The organism is Kribbella shirazensis (assembly GCF_011761605.1).
Classification (GTDB): domain Bacteria; phylum Actinomycetota; class Actinomycetes; order Propionibacteriales; family Kribbellaceae; genus Kribbella; species Kribbella shirazensis.
In genome coordinates, this window is sequence record NZ_JAASRO010000001.1 from 8,238,741 (window position 1) to 8,256,220 (window position 17,480).

Genomic DNA, 17,480 nt, shown 5'->3' on the forward strand with positions numbered 1-17,480 from the left:
GCCGGTCGATCGACGGATGCCGCTGCCGACGGAGGGCGCCTAGCGTCCGAGCATGGCGAAGAGAACCCAGCTGGCCCGCGAGGTCCGCACCGTCGCGGGACCTCCTAGCCGAGGATCTTTTCGAGTTCTTCGAGTGCGTTGACGGTCCTGATGATGCCGAGCTCGGCGGTGAACCGGACCGCGTCACGGATGTCGTCGTCCGGTACGCCGTCGTTCCGAGCGATCCGCACATGGCGCCGGAACGTGCTGCCCAGTGTCTGGAAGCACGCGTCCGTTGTCATCGCGACGAAGGCCCGTTCACGGAGTCAAGGTCCACGTCGGCCGGGACATCGGTGTCCAGCCCGAGGACCTTGGCGATCTCGGGCAGCCTGCCGAGCGCGTCGGCGGCAGCGGGATAGCCCGAGTACGGGGCGACGAAACGGATCACTGCCAGAACGTCGGCGTACGGCACGCCATGCATCTTCGTTGCCGCCATGACATGCATGCGGAACGCCATCCCCAGGTTGAGCCTGCAGACGTCGTGCGCCAACAGTTGGAGGAACTTCTCGCGAACCGACGGACCGCGCAAACCGAACGTCCGAGATCCCGTCTCCAACGCCATCTGCTCGAACACCGGATCCACATCAGCAAGTGGACTACTCGGAAGGTCGACCATAGTTCTCCTCTTGCTGGAACGACTCCGCTGCCGAAACCGACGCTAAATCGGAGCCCAAGGCAAGAGAATCCGCCATCCGACCAGTCATGCTCCGGCGATGTGACTGCTGGCAGGTCCGTGCCATGGGTGCATCTGCCGGGTCGGCGATCACTACCGTGAGGGCGTGCCGACGCCTGCAGCAGCCCTGGTCATCGTTGCGATGCTCGTTGTGTCGGTCGTCGCGGTTGTCGGTCTGCTGGTCCGGGAGCGACCGAAGCCCGTGGCAGCGGCTCCGCCACCGCCGCCTTCGCCGGCCGAGCTCGAGGTCCGTTACCTGACGGATCTCATCAGGCGCACCGTGCTGCGCTTGAGTGACCACGGGAACTGGCTGGATCCCCGCGCCGGCCGGCAGCTGTACGACGAACTGCTCGCCTCGCCCGCGCACTCGAACCGCGGCGGCCGTTTCGCAGACCCTACGGCTTCGCCATCAGCCCTTCACCGGACTCAGACGAACAGCACGAGGCCAGTATCTACGGGCAGAACAGTCAGTGTCAGCTGATGCCCTTGAGGAGTTGGCGGGCCATGACGATGCGTTGGACCTGGTTGGTGCCTTCGTAGATCTGGGTGATCTTGGCGTCGCGCATCATGCGTTCGACCGGGTAGTCGTGGGTGTAGCCGTAGCCGCCGAGGAGTTGGACGGCGTCGGTGGTGACGGCCATCGCGACGTCGGAGGCGAAGCACTTGGCGGCGGCGCCGAAGTACGTCAGGTCGCTGTCGTTGCGCTCCGAGCGGGCGGCCGCGGCGTACGTGAGCTGACGCGCCGCCTCGATCTTCATGCCCATGTCGGCGAGCATGAACTGCAGGCCCTGGAACTCGGCGATCGCCTTGCCGAACTGCTTGCGCTCCTGCACGTACCCGAGCGCGTAGTCGAGCGCCCCCTGCGCGATTCCGAGGGCCTGCGCCGCGATCGTCACCCGGGTGTGGTCCAGAGTCTGCATCGCGGTCGCGAACCCGGTGCCCGGCTCCCCGATCAAGCGATCAGACGGGATCCGGACGTTGTCGAAGTACACCTCGCGGGTCGGCGAGCCCTTGATGCCGAGCTTCTTCTCCGGCGCCCCGAACGACACCCCCTCGTCGGACTTCTCGACCACGAACGCCGAGATGCCGCGCGACCGGGCGTCGGGATCGGTGACCGCGAAGACCGTGTAGAAGTCGCTGACACCGGCGTTGGTGATCCACCGCTTCACCCCGTTCAACACATACCCATCCCCGTCCGCGACGGCCCGCGTCTTCATCGCGGCGGCGTCCGAACCAGCCTCCGGCTCGGACAGGCAGTACGAGAACATCGAGTCACCCGCCGCGACCGGCGGCAGGTAGCGCTGCTTCACCTCGTCCGAGGCGGACAGCAGCAGCGGCAGTGAGCCGAGCTTGTTCACGGCCGGGATCAGCGAGGTCGAGGCGCAGGCACGGGCGACCTCCTCGATCACGATCACCGTGGCGAGCGCGTCCGCGCCCGCGCCGCCGTACTGCTCCGGGATGTGCGGCGCGTGGAAGTCCGAGGCCTTCAGCGCGTCGTACGACGCCTTCGGGAACTCGGCCAGCTCGTCCACGTCCCCGGCGTGCGGGGCGACCTTGGCGTCGCAGACGTCGCGAACGGCCTCGCGGATCGCCTGGTGCTCCTCGGACAGCGCGTACAGCTCGAATGAGTTACTCACGAGTCACACAGTACGACGAACCACGCGCCGGCGGAGGGCGTCGTACTCCGAAAGTGACCAAGTACGCACGGGCCGGACATGAGCCGGTCACCGGCCGATAACCACGATGGGTAGAGTCCCGGACATGAGTGAAGCGACGTCCCGTCCGCTGCGGATCGCCGTGATCGGCACCAACTACCTCGGCGCGAACACCGCCGCGGGAATGGCGGAGTTCGGTTTCGACGTGATCGGCGTCGAGATCGACGAACACCGGCTGAAACTGCTGAACGACGGCAAGGCCCCGCTGTACGAACCGGGGCTGGACCCGCTGCTGAAGAAGCACACCGACTCCGGCCGGCTGCGGTTCACCAAGGACTACCGGGAGATCGCCGACTGGGCCGACGTGCACTTCATCTGCGTGGGCACGCCGCAGCTCGAGGGCAGCGAGGCGGCCGACCTGTCCCAGGTGCACTCGGTGGTCGACATGCTCGCGCCGCTGCTGACCAGGCCGGCGCTGGTGGTCGGACGCTCGACGGTCCCGGTCGGTACGTCGACGATCGTCGAGCAGCGCTTCCACGCCGAGGCCCCGGCCGGTACGGCGGTCGAGATCGCCTGGCAGCCGGAGTTCCTCCGCGAGGCGCACGGCGTCGAGGACACGCTGCACCCGGACCGGCTGGTGTTCGGCGTCCAGTCCGAGGCCGCGGAGACCCGGCTGCGCGAGGTGTTCGCCACCCCGATCGCGGAGGGTTCGCCCGTGGTGATCTGCAACCTGCCGACCGCGGAGCTGGTCAAGGCCGGCGCGAACGCGTTCCTGGCCACGAAGATCTCGTTCATCAACGCGCTCGCCGAGATGGCCGACGCGACCGGCGCGGACGTCACCCAGCTCGCCGACGCGCTCGGGTACGACAAGCGGATCGGCCGCGGCGCGCTGAACGCCGGGCCGGGGTACGGCGGCGGCTGCCTGCCGAAGGACCTGCGCGCGTTCATGCACCGGGCCGGCGAGCTCGGCGTCGAAGAGGTCATCACGCTGCTCCGCGAGGTCGACGACATCAACCAGCACCGGCGCGCGGGGATCGTTGATCTCACCCACGAGATGCTCGGCGGCGAGTGGGTCGGCAAGAACGTCACGGTGCTCGGCGCCGCGTTCAAGGCCGGTACGGACGACGTCCGCGACTCGCCCGCCCTGGACGTGGCCGGCCGCATCCAGCTGCACGGCGCGAACGTCACGGTCTACGACCCGGAGGCGATGGAGAACGCCCGCCGCGTCCGCCCGACGCTGCGCTACGCCCCCACCGCGGTCGAGGCCTGCCGCGAGGCGCACGCCGTACTGCACCTCACCGAATGGCCCGAGTTCCGCGCCCTCGACCCGGCCGCGCTCAGGGACGTCGTCAGCACCCCGGTCGTCATCGACGCCCGCCTCAACCTGAACGCCGAAACCTGGCGCACAGCCGGCTGGACGTACCGCGCCCCGGGGAAACCGTAAGGTCCTAGCTGACCGTCGCCGCCCGGACGACGGGGCGGGTCAGTACGACGCAACCGGTGAGAGCTGCCAGGACAGAGATGCCCAGGCAGACACCGGTGATCCCCACCCCGTCCAGATCGGAGAGACCGCCGAGCAGCGGGTTCATGACCATCAGGGCGATGTTCTGGCAGAGCACGACGATGGACTGCAGGCGCGACTGGAACTCACGCTCCACCGAGTTCATCAGCAGGGGCAGGACGTGCCCCGTGAACGTACCGACCCCGATCCCGCTCAGTACGCCCGCCGCGAACGTCAGCGGCAACGGATCGAACGCCGAGAGACCCAGCAGTCCGACAGCCGCCAGCAGCAGGCCGAGCGCGGCGACCACGCCCGGCCGGGGAAACGCGCCGCGCATCAGGATGCGTAGCGCGATCACCCCCACACCCAGACTCCGGCTCGCGACGAGCAGACCGGCAGTGGCGGCGTCCCAGCCGTGGTCGCGCGCGAGCAGCGGGAACAGCAGCGCATCGAGCGGCATCAGCAGACCGGCCGCGACGGTCATCGTGATCAGCAGCGCCCGGGTCAGCGGATTCCCGAACGCGACCCGGATCCCCGCGCCGATCGACCGGATCATCCCGGTCGGCATCCGCTTCGACGGCGCCATCGACTTCCGCAGCACGATCAGGACGACGATCATCACGCCGAACGTGAGGGCGTCGAATCCACCGGCCGCCGTGAGACCCGCCCAGCTCACCAGGACACCACCGATCGCGGTGCCGGTGACGGCGAAGACCACGCCGGTCACCTGGAAGCTCGCGAGCGCCCGCGGGACTTGCTGCGACGGGACGAGGAGTCGGGGCATCGCCCGCGAGGACGGCAGGAAGAACGCGTCGATCGATCCGACCACGAGCGCCAGGATCACCAGCAACCACACGGGTTCGCCGACCGCCAGAGTGGCGGGGACGAGGGCCGCGGTGACCACGAACATCGCGGTGCAGCTGGCCAGGAGGACTTGGGGGGCTCCGTATCTGTCCCCTACGGCGCCGCCTACCAGGAGGAGGATAGCTCGGGGGGCAGCGGCGAGGAGAAGGATCAGGCCCGCGACGCTGCCGCCGTGCTGAGTGGCGGACCAGCCGATGGCGAAGCTCATCGTCAGGTCGCCGAGGAGGGACACGGCGGCGCCGAACAGCCAGATCCAGTAGCGGACCGGAATGCGCTGCGTATCCGATTCAGTGGGCGGAGTCACGATCGACGACCTTAAACGACAACCGATGGGATCTCATGACTACCCGCCCCGTCCTGTGGAAAACCAGCGACAACCTCAGCCTTTACGCAACTCTGCCGCCCCGTCACGCACCGTGCTGCCCTTCCCCCGCGCCACCTCCGCGAGCGTCTCCTGAAAACCGATCATGCGGTCCCGCAGCCCCTCGTCGGAAGCGGCCAGGATCCGGACCGCCAGCAGCCCCGCGTTGCGAGCGTTCCCGATCGAGACCGTCGCAACCGGAACCCCGGCCGGCATCTGCACGATCGACAGCAGCGAGTCCATCCCGTCGAGGTACTTCAGCGGTACCGGTACCCCGATCACCGGCAGCGGGGTCACCGACGCCAGCATCCCGGGCAGGTGGGCGGCCCCGCCGGCGCCGGCGATCAGCACCTTGAGCCCGCGCTCGTGTGCTGACCTTCCGTAGTCGATCATCTCGGTCGGCATCCGGTGCGCCGAGACGACATCTGCCTCAAAGGGCACGTCGAACTCGGCGCAGACCTCCGCGGCGGCCTTCATCGTCGGCCAGTCGGAGTCCGACCCCATCACGATTCCAACGGACATGACTTCCCTTACTCGTCGATGGTGCCGGTCAGGTACGCCGCCGCGTGCCGCGCACGTTCACGGGTCTGCTCGAGGTCGTCGCCGTACGCCGTGACGTGGCCGACCTTGCGCCCGGGCTTCACCGACTTCCCGTAGAAGTGGACCTTCAGCCCCGGGTCGCGGGCCAGGCAGTGCAGCAGCCCGCGGTGCATGTCCTCGACGTCGCCGCCGAGCACGTTGACCATCACGGTGTACGGCGCCCGCGCGGCCGGCGAGCCGAGCGGGAGGTCGAGCACCGCCCGCAGATGGTTCTCGAACTGGGACGTGACCGCGCCGTCGATCGACCAGTGCCCGGTGTTGTGCGGGCGCATCGCGAGCTCGTTGACCAGCAGCCGCCCGTCGCGGGCCTCGAACATCTCGACCGCGAGGACGCCGACGACACCGAGCTCGCCGGCGATCCCGAGTGCGGTCTGCTGCGCCTGGGCGGCCTTCTCCGGGGACAGACCGGGTGCCGGCGCGGTCACCTCGACGCAGATCCCGTCCTGCTGGACCGACTCGACGATCGGGTACGCGACGGCCTGGCCGTGCGGCGAGCGGGCCACGATCGCGGACAGCTCGCGGACGAAATCGACCTTCTCCTCGGCCAGGATCGGTACGCCGCTGCCGAACGCGGTCGCGACCTGCGGGTCGTCCGGCCCGTCGACGAACCACACGCCCTTGCCGTCGTACCCGCCGCGGGTGGTCTTGAGGATGACCGGGAAGCCGCCGACCCGCTTGGCGAAGTCCGCGACGTCGGCGGCCGTGGCGACCACCTGGTGAGCGGGCGACGGCGCGTCGAAGGTGTCCAGCCGGGCGCGCATCACGGCCTTGTCCTGGGCGTGCACCAACGCGTCCGGACCGGGCCGGACCGCGACACCGTCCGCCTCGAGCGAGTGCAGCAGGTCGGTCGGGACGTGCTCGTGGTCGAACGTCACCACGTCGCACTCGGCCGCGAACCGCCGTACCGTCTCCGGGTCCTTGTAGTCGCCGACGGGAGCGTCCGCGACCGCCTGCGCGGCGGACACCGTGTCGCCCTCGGCGAGCACCCGGAGCTGGATGCCGAGGGCGACGGCCGCTTCCTGGGTCATCCGGGCCAGCTGGCCGCCGCCGACCATGCCGACCACCGGCGTACCGACGGGAAGGTCTTTGCGATCGAACTTCACAGCCGTGAGCCTAATGTCCTGACAGCACCCGCCGTACGCCGGGTTTCGCGGCGCGCGGGCGATTTCGGGCTCGGACCACGGGCCGGGTACCGTGGGAGGCTGACCCAGCCGTCGCGATCCGATCACAGAAGGCTCCGAACCCCGTTGAAGCTCGTCACCGCGCTGTACCGCCAGTTCCAGCACCTGGTGCACGAAGTGGCCAAGTTCGGCCTGGTCGGTCTGCTCGGACTGATCGTGGACCTGCCGATCTACAACTGGCTGGTCTTCAACAACCCGCTGGTGCTCGCCGACTCGGGCGTCGGCATGCTGCACCACAAGCCGCTGACCGCGAAGTTCATCTCGGTCACGGTCGCGACCATCGCGACGTACCTCGGGAACCGGTACTGGACCTGGCGGCACCGCGAGCGCTCCGGACTGCACCGTGAGTACGTGCTGTTCTTCGTGCTGAACGGCATCGGTCTGCTGATCGCGGCCGGCTGCCTGGCCTTCTCGCGCTACGTCCTGGACCTGCACAGCTGGCTGTCGGACAACATCGCCGCGAACTTCATCGGCCTCGGCCTCGGTACGCTGTTCCGCTTCTGGTCGTACCGGAAGTTCGTCTTCCGCGAGGAGATCGCGCTCGAGGAGGCCGAGCACACGCCGGCCCCGGACTCCCCGGCCGCGCTGGACGGCGAGACCACCGGCGACCTGCCCGTCGTCCGCTAAACCGTTCACCCCCGGCTCCCCCGGCGTGTGAAGATGCTGGGATGAGCGAGATCGAGGTGCGTACGGCGGAGGCGGCCGAGTTCGAGGCAGTGGGGGCCGTGTTCGGCGGGGCGATGATGTTCGAGCCCACGCCGGACGACCTCGGGCGGCAGCTGTTCGAGCCCGAGCGGACGCTGGTGGCGACCGACGACGGCCGGATCGTCGGGACGACGAGGGCGCTCACGCGCGACCTGTCCGTCCCGGGTGCGGTCGTGGACGCGGCCCATGTGACCGGAGTCGGGGTCCGGGCGACGCATCGGCGGCGCGGGGTGATGTCGCGGCTGATCGGGCAACAGCTGCGGGACGTGCCGGAGGCGATCGCGGTGCTGTGGGCAAGCGAGCCGGCGATCTACGGGCGGTTCGGGTACGCCGCGGCGGCCTGGGGCACGGCGTACGAGGTCGACCTGCACCGCGTCGGCCCGCCCGACGGACCGATCCGCCCGGGTGAGCTCGGCGAACTGACGGTCGAGGAGGCGCTCAAGGAGCTGCCCACACTGCTGCGCCGGGCGCAGGAGCAGCGGCCGGGAGTGTCCGGGCGGTCGGAGCTGCTGTGGCAGAAACACCTGCAGGACAAGCCGGACGACCGCGGCGGCCGGACGGCCCGTCAGATCCTCGTGCACCGCGACGAGGCCGGCAGCATCGACGGGTACGCGCTCTGGCGCGGGAAGATGAACTGGATCCCGACCGGCCCGGCGAACGAGGTGCAGGTCGAGGAGCTGGTCGCCCCGGACGCGACGGCGTACCGGGCACTGTGGCAGCACCTGCTGACGATGGACCTGAGCGCCAAGCTCGGTTACGGGTACGGCGCTGTGGACGAGCCGCTCCTGCAGCTCGTCCGTACGCCGACCGCGCTCGACCGCCGGGTGGGTGAGTCGCTCTGGGTCCGGGTCACCGACGTACCGCAGGCCCTTCAGCAGCGCCGGTACGCCGTACCTGTCGAGGTCGTCCTCGACGTGACGGACGCGCTGATCGAGTCCAACAACGGCCGCTTCCGGCTGACCGCCGACGCATCCTCGGTCAGCTGCGAGCGCACCGACGCCGCGGCCGATCTCAGTCTCTCGGTGGCCGAGCTCGGCGCGGCGTACCTCGGCGGGCGGCAGCTGGCCGAGTTCGCCGCAACCGGACGGGTCGTGGAGCAGACGCCAGGGGCACTGGGTCGCGCGACGGCAGCGTTCGGCTGGCCGGTCGCGCCGGTCAGCGTCGAGATCTTCTAGCCACCCGAGCCGAGGCCCGCTACCAGGTTCACAGTGCCGGCCAGGATGACCGCACCGAAGAGGTACGCCAGCAGCGCGTGCCGTAACGCCGCATGGCGGATTTCGCGCGACTGCAGGTCGGTGTCGGACACCTGGAAGGTCATACCGATCGTGAACGAGAGATAGGTGAAGTCCCGGTAGTCCGGTGACTCGTCCTGGTGGAAGTCGACGCCGCCTTCTTCTTCCGCGTAGTACAGGCGCGTGTACCGCAACGCGTAGACGGTGTGCACCGTGAACCACGACACCGCGATGCTGGCGACCGCGAATCCGCTGAGCAGGTTCCGCTCGGCGCTGCCTGCGCTGGACGCCTGGATCAGCAGGTACCCGATCGCTCCCAGACTGGCGACCGCGGCAATCAGCAGGATCAGGTCGTTGAGCGCCCGGCCCGGATCCTCCCTGGTCGCGTGCGCCGCGGACTCCGCCGGGTCCATCCGCCGGACGGTCAGCCACACCCAGACGACGAACAGCAACGCCGTGACATCCCAGCCGACCAGCGGCGCGTAGGTCCAGCCAACCGTCGGGCCGGTCGCGACCGCGGCGACCAGCCCCGCGCCGAGCGTCACCGCGAGCCGGGTCCGTGAGTGGGTCGACACCCACCACGGATCGGAACTCTCCGGCCGAGCCATGCGCTAGCGGTCGTCGTCCGAACTGAAGATGGTGTCGCCGTCGTCGGCGGTCCGCGGCCGTTGCTCGGCTTGCTGGGGGCGGCGGCGCTGGTGCTCCGGCGGCTGCTCGTCATCGAGGATGCCGTCGCCGGGCCTGCCCTCCGGCCCGCCGAACAGCAGGTCGGACATCTGCAGGTGGACGTGCTCGACATGCGGTACGTCGGGCAACACGACCTGACCGCGCTCGCCGGCGGACTCGATGTGCAGTGTGCCGCAGCCGAGGACGCGGTCGATCAGGCCGTGCTCGTAGGAGACGTCGTTGATCCGCATCAGCGGGATGTCCCGGCCGGTCCGGGTGAGGATGCCGTGCCGGGTGATCAGCCGCCGGTTGGTGAGCGTGTAGGTCGAGAAGAACCAGTTCAGGAACGGCTTCAGCGCGAACGTCGCCAGCAGCACCACGCCGACGGCCAGGAGCGCGATCCGGGCCGGGGTCTGCAACGACCCGGGCGGCACGATCGCGGCCAGGAACCCGCCCAGGCCCGCCACCACCAGCAGCAGGACGACCGGGCCGATCAGCGCCTTCCAGTGCGTCCGGGTGCTGACGACAACGTACTCGTCCTCACCCAACAACTTCGCCGAGATCGCCATGGCCCCAGTCTCACAGGTGGCGGGTTCGGTTGTCCCCTCCCGACACGATCGGCCCGGAAAGATGGTTTAACACTTCACAAAATGCATACAGTGAGCGAGTATGCGCGAGGGGTCGTCAGCTGGGGGACGAGAGGGAGCCGAGATGGCAGGCGGGTGAAGCACTTCGACACCAGTCAGACCGCGGTGGGCGTGGTGTTCAGCATCGCGATCGTGATGCTCGGCCTGTCCGCCGCCGTCGGCGGCACCTGGGTGGAGCGCAACGGCCCGCGGAAAGCGATGTTCGTCGCCGCCTGCTTCTGGGCCTCCGGGTTCCTGGTCGGCGCCCTCGGCATCGGCACCGGTCAGCTCTGGCTGGTCTACCTCGGGTACGGCGTGATCGGCGGCATCGGCCTCGGGATCGGCTACATCTCCCCGGTCTCCACGCTGATCAAGTGGTTCCCGGACCGGCCGGGGCTCGCGACCGGCCTGGCGATCATGGGCTTCGGCGGCGGCGCCCTGGTCGCCAGTCCGCTGTCGCGCCCGACCAGCGCCCCGCCGCCGGCCACCGAGGTGATCATGATGTTCGGCGTCTTCAACATCCGCGTCCCGGCCGACGGCTGGGCGCCGCCGGGCTTCGACTCGGCGACGGTCCGGCAGAAGGCGCTGGTCACCACCGGCAACGTCTCCGCGGCGAACGCGATCAAGACCCCGCAGTTCTGGTTGCTGTGGATCGTGCTGTTCTGCAACGTGACCGCGGGCATCGGCCGCCGGGTTCGTCGGGCTGCTGTAGCCGGAGTCGTACAGCCCGAGCAATCGCGGGACCGCTGATCATCAACGGGTTCCTGGACCGCGAGGGCAAACCGGGCACGCTCACCGCGTCGGCGTACCGGCCGGCGCTGTTCACGATGGTCGGCGTCCTGGCGGTCGGGTTCGTCGCGAACCTGCTGATCCGCTCGGTGTCCGAGCGGTTCCACGAAGAGTCGAGCACAAGGGTGGAGGCGGCACGATGAACCAGACCCCGCGCCTGGTGATCTCCTGGCTGCTGGTCGCCGTACTGCTCGGGTACGGCGTCATCCAGACGCTGATCACCGCGGTCAAGATCTTCACCGAGTAGATCCCGGACTGAGCGAAAACGATCAAGTACGGCGACCCCGGCGGCGGCACGATAGGGCCATGAGTGACGTGTTCGCCGCTTTCGTCGACGTGCTGGCCGATGCGCTGGACGAGCACGAGGCGACGGCGGCCGAGTTGGCGGCCCGGGTCCGGTTGTCGCGGTCGCACCTGGACCGGATGGTCGAGGCGGCAGCGGGTGAGCGGCCCGCACGGTTGCGGCGGCGGATCCTGCTCGAGCGGGCGGCGTACCGGCTGCTGACCGGGTCCGGGAACATCCTCGACGTCGCGGTCGAGGCCGGGTACGGGTCGCACGAGGCGTTCACCCGGGCCTTCAGCCGCGCGTACGGCGTACCGCCTGCCGAATGGCGCGGGCGCCCGGACCGGATCCGCCTGGACGCGCCCAGTGGGATCCATTTCCACCCGCCGGACGGGTTGCGGGTGCCGGCCAGGGACGAGGTGAGTTCGATGGATCTGATCCAGAAGATGGTCGACCATCACATCTGGCTGCTCGGGCGGATGCTCGGGCAGGCGGCGAGGTTGACCGACGAGCAGCTCGACCGGCCGATCACGATCTCGGTCGAGGGGATCGACGACGATCCGACGGTGCGCTCGCTGCTGTCGCGGCTGGTCGGCCAGCTCGGGATGTGGCACGCGAACCTCGCGGGACAGCCGTACGACTTCTCGGTCGAGCAGGGCGAGAGTGTCCAGAGCATGCGCCGCCGGCTGGACGAGGTCGGGCCCGCGTTCGCGGGTGAGGTCGGGGAGTTGTGTACGGCGAACCGGCTCGACGAGCTGATCGTCTGCCCGGGCGGCGAGAACGTCGAGGTGTACACGGCCGGCGCGATGGTCGCGCACGTGCTGACGTTCGCGTCGTACCGCCGGACGCTGGTCGCCGGGGCGCTGCACGATGCCGGCTGCGACGACCTGGACAGCGGCGATCCGATCCGCTGGATCAGCTGATGAGCGGGCTGCTGGTGGCGGTGAACGTCGTCCACGAGCTGATTCGTGGGCCGACGCGGTGGACGGCGATCGACAAGCGGCCGGTGCGCGGGGCGGTCGAGGTCGGCGAGTTGGGGGTGGCCGGGGATCGGCAGTGCGACACCCGGTACCACGGTGGGCCCGACAAGGCGCTGTACGCCTATGCGATCGAGGATGCGGAGTGGTGGGCGGCCGAGTTGGGGCGGGAGATCCCGCCGGGCCTCTTCGGTGAGAACCTGACGACGCGCGGCCTCGACATCACCGGGGCGTTGATCGGTGAGCGCTGGCAGATCGGCGGGATCCTGGTCGAGGTGCGCTCGCCGCGCACGCCGTGCGGGAACCTGTCGGGGCGGATGGACATCAAGCGCTTCCACCACCGCTTCGCCCGCACCGGCCGAGTCGGCGCGTATCTGAAGGTCCTACACCCCGGCAAGATCCAAGCCGGCAACCGCATCACCGTCCTACACCGCCCCGACAAAGCCCCAACAATCGGCGATTCCTCCCACCGCTAGCCCCGCCCCGGGCTGCGCACGGGCTCGGCAGCTTGGGCTCAGGCTCGGCGTAGGTGGGTTACGTCGCCTGCTGCCAACGGTCTTGGGCCGTCTGGTGAGTCCACGATGAGGCGACCGTCGTCGGCCAAGTCGCGGGCGGTTCCCTCGAGGAATGTGCCGTCGGGGAGCTCCACACGTACCGCTTGGCCGAGCGTCGCGGACAGTTCGCGGTACTCGGGAAGAACTACAGCCGGATCCCCATCGGCGTCGACCCACGACTGGTAGCGGCTCGCGAGTTCACGCAGTACCGCGGCCATGACGGTGACCCGATCGGTCGTCGCAGCCTGCTCCAACGCCAGCGACGTCGCCGCCTCGTGTGGCTTCTCCGACTCGCGCAGCGTGACGTTGAGACCGATGCCGACGACCGCAGCCGGCCCTTCGACGCGCTCCAGCAGGATGCCCGCCAGCTTCCGGTCCTCGACCAGTACGTCGTTCGGCCACTTCACCTGCGCCGGGACCTCGGCAACCTTCCGCACCGCGGCTGCCACGGCCAGCGGCACCAGCAACCCCAGCCAGGGCCACCGTGCGGCGTCGACCGTGCTCGGGCGCAGTAGTACTGACATCAACACAGCAGAGCGCGGCGGTGTGCTCCACGTACGCCCCAGCCGCCCCCGACCGGACGACTGGAACTCCGCAGCAACAACCAGCCCCTCGGGCTGTCCAGCTGCGGCCGCAGCTGCCACAACAGCGTTCGTCGACGGCGTCTCCGCGAGTACGTCGATCTGCGTCCACAGCGCACCAGGACGCACCAGCCGCCCCCGCAGGAACTTCTCGTCCAGCGGGGGCCGGTCCAGATCGCTGAAGCTCATCCGGTGTTCTGCAGACCCGCGGCGACACCCGAAACGGTCAGCAACAGCAGCCGCCGGGTACGGACGATCTGCTCCTCGTCCAGCGAGTCATCGGTCCGCAGCGTCCGGAGCGCCCGCAACTGCAGGTAGCTCAGCGCATCGACGTACGGATTGCGCAGCTCCACCGCACGACCCAGCACGCGGCGTCCCTGCAGCAGTCGCTCCTGGTCGAGGACCTTGAGCACCCACTCCGTGGTGAGCTCGTGCTCGTCCAGCATCTGCTGGGTCAGCTCGGCGCGGTCGCCCAGCTCCAGGTAGCGGCCGAGGATGCGCCGGTCTGTCTTGGCCAGCGACATCTCCGCGTTCTCCAGCATCACCTGGAACAGCGGCCAGTTCTGATTCGCATCCCGCAGCAGATCGACGTCACCGACCGCTGCGAGCGCAGTACCGAGGCCGTACCAACCGGGCGCGTTCACACGAGCCTGCGACCAGGCGAACACCCACGGGATCGCCCGGAGGTCCTCCAGCGACGACACCGCGACACCACGCCGAGCCGGCCGCGAACCGAGCGGCAGCTGCCCCAGCTCTTCCAGCGGGGTCACAGTGCTGAACCACTCCGCGAACCCGTCCGCCTTCACCAGCCGGTGGTACGCCGTCCGCGCTGCCTCGTCGAGCGTCTTCTCCACCAGAGCGAACCGATCCGCCGCCGCAGCAGCCCGCTCCTCGATCGCCGGCGTGGACGCGAGCAACGTCGCCGCGGTCACCTGCTCGATGTGCCGCTGCGCGATCGCCGCGTTGCCGTACCGGGCCGGAATCGCCTCGCCCTGTTCGGTGAGCTTGAACCGCCCGGCCACCGATCCAGGTGCCTGCGCCAGTACGGCGCGGTTGGCCGGGCCACCGCCCCGCCCCAGCGCGCCACCCCGGCCGTGGAACAGCGTCAGCCGGATCGCGTTGCGCTGCGCCCACGCGGTGATCCGCGCCTGCGCGTCGTACAGCGCCAGCGTCGCCGACACCGGGCCGACGTCCTTGGCCGAGTCGGAGTACCCGAGCATGACCTCGAAGCGCCGGTCGTTCGCCGTCAGGCGGTGCCGAACCCGGGTGAGCTGAATCGCGTTGTCCAGCACCTCCACCGAGTTCTGCAGGTCCTCACCGGTCTCGAACAGCGGTACGACGTCCAGCTCGATCGGCCGTCCGTCGAGCGCGGCATCGGCCAGCTCGTAGACGGCGGCCAGGTCGCCGGCGTTGCGGGTGAACGAGACGACGTACCGACGGCACGCCTCCGGACCGAAGCGCTGCTGGATCTGGGCGATCACCCGGAGTGTGGCGAGCACCTCCTCCGTCTGGTCGGAAAGCTCGCCACCGCCGAGCACCTCCTCCAGAGCCTTCGCGTGCACGGAGGAGTGCTGGCGGATCTCCAGCTCGGCCAGGTGGAAGCCGAACGAGTTCACCTGCCAGATGAGCTGCTGCAGCTCGCCGTACGCCTGGCGGGGTGCGCCGGCGCTCACCAACGAGTCCTGCAGGACCTTCAGCTCGTGCAGGAAGTCGGCGGCCCGCGGGTACCCGAAGTCGGCGTCGCGGGCGCGGGTCGCGGCCAGGCGGCGGGCAGCCAGCAGGAGGAGCTGGCGGTGCGGCTCGGACGGTGAGCGGGTCTCGATGTCGGCGATCAGCTCGGGGTTGACCGCGCGGGCGTCCTCGAGGATCCGGCGTACGGGAGCCGACGGCGGCGTGGTCGCGGCGTCCAGGGTCAGCGCGCGGCCGAGCTCCTCGGTCGCCTGCTCCAGCGCCCGCAGGACGTGGTCGGCCTGGATCTGCATGGCCTCGCGGGTGATCGCCGCGGTGACGTTCGGGTTGCCGTCGCGGTCGCCGCCGATCCACGAGCCCAGGTGGACGAACGGCGCCACCACGGGCGTCCGCGTCCCGGCGTCGTCGCCGGCCAGCGCGTCGTCGAGCCGCCGGTACACGTTGCCGACGACGTTGAACAGCGTCTCCTCGAACACCGCCATCGCCGACCGCACCTCGTCCAGCGGCGAAGGGCGGCTGGTTCGGAGCTGCGACGTACGCCAGAGGACGTCGACCTGCTCGACCAGGCGGCGCCGGTTCTCGGCCAGGTCGCTGTCACCCGCGCGCGGGTCGTGGCGCTCGTCGAGCAGCGAGCTGATCCGGCGGATCGTCGCCAGGACGGCGCGGCGCCGGGCCTCGGTCGGGTGCGCGGTCAGGACCGGGCGGAACTCCAGTCCGTTGAGCAGCGCGCGGGCCTGCTGCTCGCCGCTCTCGCGGGCGATCTGCTCGACGGCCTGGGCCAGCTCGGACACCACCGCCTCGCTGCCGGCGCGGTCGCGCTCGCGCAGGACGCGGGCGCGGTGCAGCTCCTCGCTGAGGTTGGTCAGGTGGAAGTAGCAGGTGAACGCGCGGGCCACGTCCTCGGCGCGCTCGTGCGGCCAGGACGCGACGAGTTGCTCGGCGGCCGCGCCGTCGCCGGCGATGGTCAGCTCGCGCAGTTTCTCGACGTCGTCGAGCAGCGGCTGACCGGCGTACTCGACCAGGACTTTGCCGAGGATCTCGCCGAGCAGGCGGACGTCGGCCCTGAGTTCCTCAGGCACCTCGAACCGCGCGCGGGTACGGGTCTCACTACCGGTCTCGCTCACGTTCGCCCACCCTATCGGCGGACGCCCGCCGATGCTGCCGAGTCCGCCCACTGGAAGCCGATCGTGACCGGTTGCTCAGCTACTTCGCAGTAGCAAGATCAGACGTTGCCGAAGCCGCCGCCGACCACCTGCGACACGGTTCGGGCGAGTTCGGCGGGTGTGCGGTCGGTGGCGCCGGTGACGAGCATCCGGGCGCAGCTCTCGGTCATCGCGGCGAGCATTTCGGCGAGCACCGGGAGATTCGCGTCCGGGTCGCTGACGCCGGGCAGGGACTTGAGCATGGTCAGCCGCAGGCTCTCGACCAGGAACGCGCGGGCGGCGCGGATCCGGTCGGCGACGACGGGCGCGGCGCCGTACTGGGCTCCGAACACGATCCGCCAGGACTGCGGCTGCTTCTCCACGGCGGTGAGGATCGCGGTCAGGCCGTCGAGGACGTGCTCCTCCGGCGTACCGACGCTCGGGTCCGCGGGCAGCGCGGCGACGATCGAGATGACCAGGTGCTGCTCCTCGCGGGCGAGCAGGGCCAGCAGCAGCTCGTCGCGGTTCCCGAAGCAGTCGTAGACGACCGGCTTCGTGACACCGGCGGCGTCCGCGATCGCCTGCATCGTCGTGCCGGCGTACCCCCGGGCCGAGAAGACCTCGAGGGCGGCATCCAGGATCAGCGGCCGGCGGCGCTCCGGGCCGAGATGCGGCGCGCGCCGACGTCGTTCAGCGTCGACCACTTGACAAAGCTACCCCATCGTAGGAAATTCCTACAGTCTGGTAGGAACACTGCCGCGGGGGTGGTCGATGACCGAGCGAGGCAGTGCCGGCTGGCTCGAGTCCGAGGGCATCACCACCCTGGACGCGAGTGAGCTTGCCCGGTTGGTCGACCGGACGTCGGAGCGGGAGCTCCGGCATCGACTCATCGGGGGTGTTCGAGAGATCGCGTTGCGCGAGATCTTTCGGCGGATGCCGGAGTACCTCCGACCCGCCCGGGCCGCCGGGTTCGAGGCCGTGATCAGCTGGCAGATCACCGGCGCGGGCGGGGACGGTCGCGCCGTCGACGAGTACTGGCTGCACGTCCACGACGGCCACTGCACCCCGCTGCCCCCGCAACCCACTCCCCCCGACATCTCGATCCGCACCGACCCCACCACCCTGCTCCGCATCGTCACCGGCAACGAGGACCCGGTCCTGGCCGTCCTCAAACAACGCCTGACGGTCCGCGGCGACCTCGCCCGCGCCGCCCGCCTCCCCAAACTCTTCAGCACCGGCCCGACTTAGCCGCCACGCGAACGCTGCTCGACAGCACGCATGCAGCTACCGGTCGGACGGCGCACGCCTGAACGCCAGAGCGCCGACAACCCACCGCGCCCCGCCCACGCCTGCCGACATGCT

At 69.8% G+C, this 17,480-nt stretch carries 19 protein-coding genes; 8 read left to right on the plus strand and 11 right to left on the minus strand.

All coding sequences use genetic code 11. The annotated features are described in order from the left end of the window. Positions 1 to 104: 104 nt before the first annotated feature. From BJY22_RS41290 to BJY22_RS39270, 3 genes are all read right to left on the minus strand, one after another. Entirely contained in the window at positions 105 to 281 is a 177-nt protein-coding gene (locus BJY22_RS41290; protein ID WP_202891466.1) for a hypothetical protein, read from the minus strand. After that, positions 278 to 622 carry a carboxymuconolactone decarboxylase family protein gene (locus BJY22_RS41295; RefSeq protein WP_202891467.1) on the minus strand — a complete coding sequence of 115 codons (345 nt, stop codon included), beginning with the start codon at positions 620 to 622 and terminating at the stop codon, positions 278 to 280. The genes BJY22_RS41290 and BJY22_RS41295 overlap by 4 nt, the downstream gene beginning before the upstream one ends. A 563-nt stretch (positions 623 to 1,185) precedes the next feature. Then, positions 1,186 to 2,349 (minus strand): acyl-CoA dehydrogenase family protein, encoded by a 1,164-nt coding sequence (locus BJY22_RS39270; RefSeq protein WP_167217145.1) that lies wholly within the window; start codon positions 2,347 to 2,349, stop codon positions 1,186 to 1,188. Positions 2,350 to 2,473: 124 nt separating this feature from the next. Here BJY22_RS39270 and BJY22_RS39275 point away from each other — a divergent pair, with 124 nt between their 5' ends. Continuing rightward, positions 2,474 to 3,811 (plus strand): UDP-glucose dehydrogenase family protein, encoded by a 1,338-nt coding sequence (locus tag BJY22_RS39275; RefSeq protein ID WP_202891468.1) that lies wholly within the window; start codon positions 2,474 to 2,476, stop codon positions 3,809 to 3,811. A 4-nt stretch (positions 3,812 to 3,815) separates the two neighbouring features. Here the strand turns inward: BJY22_RS39275 and BJY22_RS39280 are convergent, their stop codons facing one another. The 3 genes from BJY22_RS39280 to BJY22_RS39290 form a co-directional block, all read right to left on the minus strand. Continuing rightward, positions 3,816 to 5,036 carry an MFS transporter gene (locus tag BJY22_RS39280; RefSeq protein WP_167217147.1) on the minus strand — a complete coding sequence of 407 codons (1,221 nt, stop codon included), beginning with the start codon at positions 5,034 to 5,036 and terminating at the stop codon, positions 3,816 to 3,818. Positions 5,037 to 5,111: 75 nt separating this feature from the next. Beyond that, entirely contained in the window at positions 5,112 to 5,615 is a 504-nt protein-coding gene (gene purE, locus BJY22_RS39285) for a 5-(carboxyamino)imidazole ribonucleotide mutase (RefSeq protein ID WP_167217149.1), read from the minus strand. Positions 5,616 to 5,623: 8 nt separating this feature from the next. After that, positions 5,624 to 6,811: a 5-(carboxyamino)imidazole ribonucleotide synthase gene (locus BJY22_RS39290; RefSeq protein WP_420371444.1), complete on the minus strand. Its 1,188-nt coding sequence runs from the start codon at positions 6,809 to 6,811 to the stop codon at positions 5,624 to 5,626. Between the two features lie 129 nt (positions 6,812 to 6,940). Here BJY22_RS39290 and BJY22_RS39295 point away from each other — a divergent pair, with 129 nt between their 5' ends. Then, a complete protein-coding gene (locus tag BJY22_RS39295; protein ID WP_167217153.1) occupies positions 6,941 to 7,501 on the plus strand; it encodes a GtrA family protein in 561 nt (186 codons plus the stop codon). A 41-nt stretch (positions 7,502 to 7,542) separates the two neighbouring features. After that, entirely contained in the window at positions 7,543 to 8,754 is a 1,212-nt protein-coding gene (locus tag BJY22_RS39300) for a GNAT family N-acetyltransferase (protein ID WP_167217155.1), read from the plus strand. Here BJY22_RS39300 and BJY22_RS39305 read toward each other — a convergent pair. Then, positions 8,751 to 9,419, minus strand: a complete 669-nt coding sequence (locus tag BJY22_RS39305) for a DUF1345 domain-containing protein (protein WP_167217157.1) — start codon at positions 9,417 to 9,419, stop codon at positions 8,751 to 8,753. The genes BJY22_RS39300 and BJY22_RS39305 overlap by 4 nt on opposite strands. A gap of 3 nt (positions 9,420 to 9,422) precedes the next feature. Further along, entirely contained in the window at positions 9,423 to 10,046 is a 624-nt protein-coding gene (locus BJY22_RS39310; RefSeq protein WP_167217159.1) for a PH domain-containing protein, read from the minus strand. Positions 10,047 to 10,199: 153 nt separating this feature from the next. On the opposite strand from BJY22_RS39310, the gene BJY22_RS39315 reads away from it, so the two are divergent. From BJY22_RS39315 to BJY22_RS39325, 4 genes are all read left to right on the plus strand, one after another. Then, entirely contained in the window at positions 10,200 to 10,853 is a 654-nt protein-coding gene (locus BJY22_RS39315; protein WP_337759805.1) for an MFS transporter, read from the plus strand. A 178-nt stretch (positions 10,854 to 11,031) separates the two neighbouring features. Beyond that, the gene (locus BJY22_RS43380) at positions 11,032 to 11,139 is read left to right on the plus strand and encodes an MFS transporter small subunit (protein ID WP_420371428.1); all 108 of its coding nucleotides are present in this window, start codon (positions 11,032 to 11,034) and stop codon (positions 11,137 to 11,139) included. A 59-nt stretch (positions 11,140 to 11,198) separates the two neighbouring features. Beyond that, positions 11,199 to 12,098, plus strand: coding sequence for a helix-turn-helix domain-containing protein (locus tag BJY22_RS39320; RefSeq protein WP_167217161.1), 900 nt, complete (start codon positions 11,199 to 11,201; stop codon positions 12,096 to 12,098). Then, the gene (locus tag BJY22_RS39325; RefSeq protein WP_167217163.1) at positions 12,098 to 12,628 is read left to right on the plus strand and encodes an MOSC domain-containing protein; all 531 of its coding nucleotides are present in this window, start codon (positions 12,098 to 12,100) and stop codon (positions 12,626 to 12,628) included. Before BJY22_RS39320 ends, BJY22_RS39325 begins: the two co-directional genes overlap by 1 nt. A 38-nt stretch (positions 12,629 to 12,666) precedes the next feature. On the opposite strand, the gene BJY22_RS39330 is transcribed toward BJY22_RS39325, so the two are convergent. The 3 genes from BJY22_RS39330 to BJY22_RS39340 all read right to left on the minus strand — a co-directional run bounded on the left by BJY22_RS39330 (position 12,667) and on the right by BJY22_RS39340 (position 16,822). Continuing rightward, positions 12,667 to 13,476, minus strand: a complete 810-nt coding sequence (locus tag BJY22_RS39330) for a biotin--[acetyl-CoA-carboxylase] ligase (protein WP_167217165.1) — start codon at positions 13,474 to 13,476, stop codon at positions 12,667 to 12,669. Further along, positions 13,473 to 16,100 (minus strand): phosphoenolpyruvate carboxylase, encoded by a 2,628-nt coding sequence (locus tag BJY22_RS39335; protein ID WP_167217167.1) that lies wholly within the window; start codon positions 16,098 to 16,100, stop codon positions 13,473 to 13,475. Before BJY22_RS39335 ends, BJY22_RS39330 begins: the two co-directional genes overlap by 4 nt. Positions 16,101 to 16,198: 98 nt before the next feature. Then, positions 16,199 to 16,822, minus strand: a complete 624-nt coding sequence (locus BJY22_RS39340) for a TetR family transcriptional regulator (RefSeq protein WP_167217168.1) — start codon at positions 16,820 to 16,822, stop codon at positions 16,199 to 16,201. 67 nt (positions 16,823 to 16,889) lie between these two features. Here BJY22_RS39340 and BJY22_RS39345 point away from each other — a divergent pair, with 67 nt between their 5' ends. Then, on the plus strand, positions 16,890 to 17,366 hold the full coding sequence (locus BJY22_RS39345; RefSeq protein ID WP_167217170.1) for an SCP2 sterol-binding domain-containing protein: 477 nt from the start codon (positions 16,890 to 16,892) through the stop codon (positions 17,364 to 17,366). Positions 17,367 to 17,480 lie beyond the last annotated feature (114 nt).

Bases quoted from the DNA above. Each gene is read 5' to 3' on its own strand.
- BJY22_RS41290 (WP_202891466.1), bottom strand. From the start codon at position 281: ATGACAACGGACGCGTGCTTCCAGACACTGGGCAGCACGTTCCGGCGC.
- BJY22_RS39275 (WP_202891468.1), top strand. From the start codon at position 2,474: ATGAGTGAAGCGACGTCCCGTCCGCTGCGGATCGCCGTGATCGGCACC.
- purE (WP_167217149.1), bottom strand. From the start codon at position 5,615: ATGTCCGTTGGAATCGTGATGGGGTCGGACTCCGACTGGCCGACGATG.
- BJY22_RS39300 (WP_167217155.1), top strand. From the start codon at position 7,543: ATGAGCGAGATCGAGGTGCGTACGGCGGAGGCGGCCGAGTTCGAGGCA.
- BJY22_RS39305 (WP_167217157.1), bottom strand. From the start codon at position 9,419: ATGGCTCGGCCGGAGAGTTCCGATCCGTGGTGGGTGTCGACCCACTCA.
- BJY22_RS39310 (WP_167217159.1), bottom strand. From the start codon at position 10,046: ATGGCGATCTCGGCGAAGTTGTTGGGTGAGGACGAGTACGTTGTCGTC.
- BJY22_RS43380 (WP_420371428.1), top strand. From the start codon at position 11,032: ATGAACCAGACCCCGCGCCTGGTGATCTCCTGGCTGCTGGTCGCCGTA.
- BJY22_RS39320 (WP_167217161.1), top strand. From the start codon at position 11,199: ATGAGTGACGTGTTCGCCGCTTTCGTCGACGTGCTGGCCGATGCGCTG.
- BJY22_RS39325 (WP_167217163.1), top strand. From the start codon at position 12,098: ATGAGCGGGCTGCTGGTGGCGGTGAACGTCGTCCACGAGCTGATTCGT.
- BJY22_RS39330 (WP_167217165.1), bottom strand. From the start codon at position 13,476: ATGAGCTTCAGCGATCTGGACCGGCCCCCGCTGGACGAGAAGTTCCTG.
- BJY22_RS39345 (WP_167217170.1), top strand. From the start codon at position 16,890: ATGACCGAGCGAGGCAGTGCCGGCTGGCTCGAGTCCGAGGGCATCACC.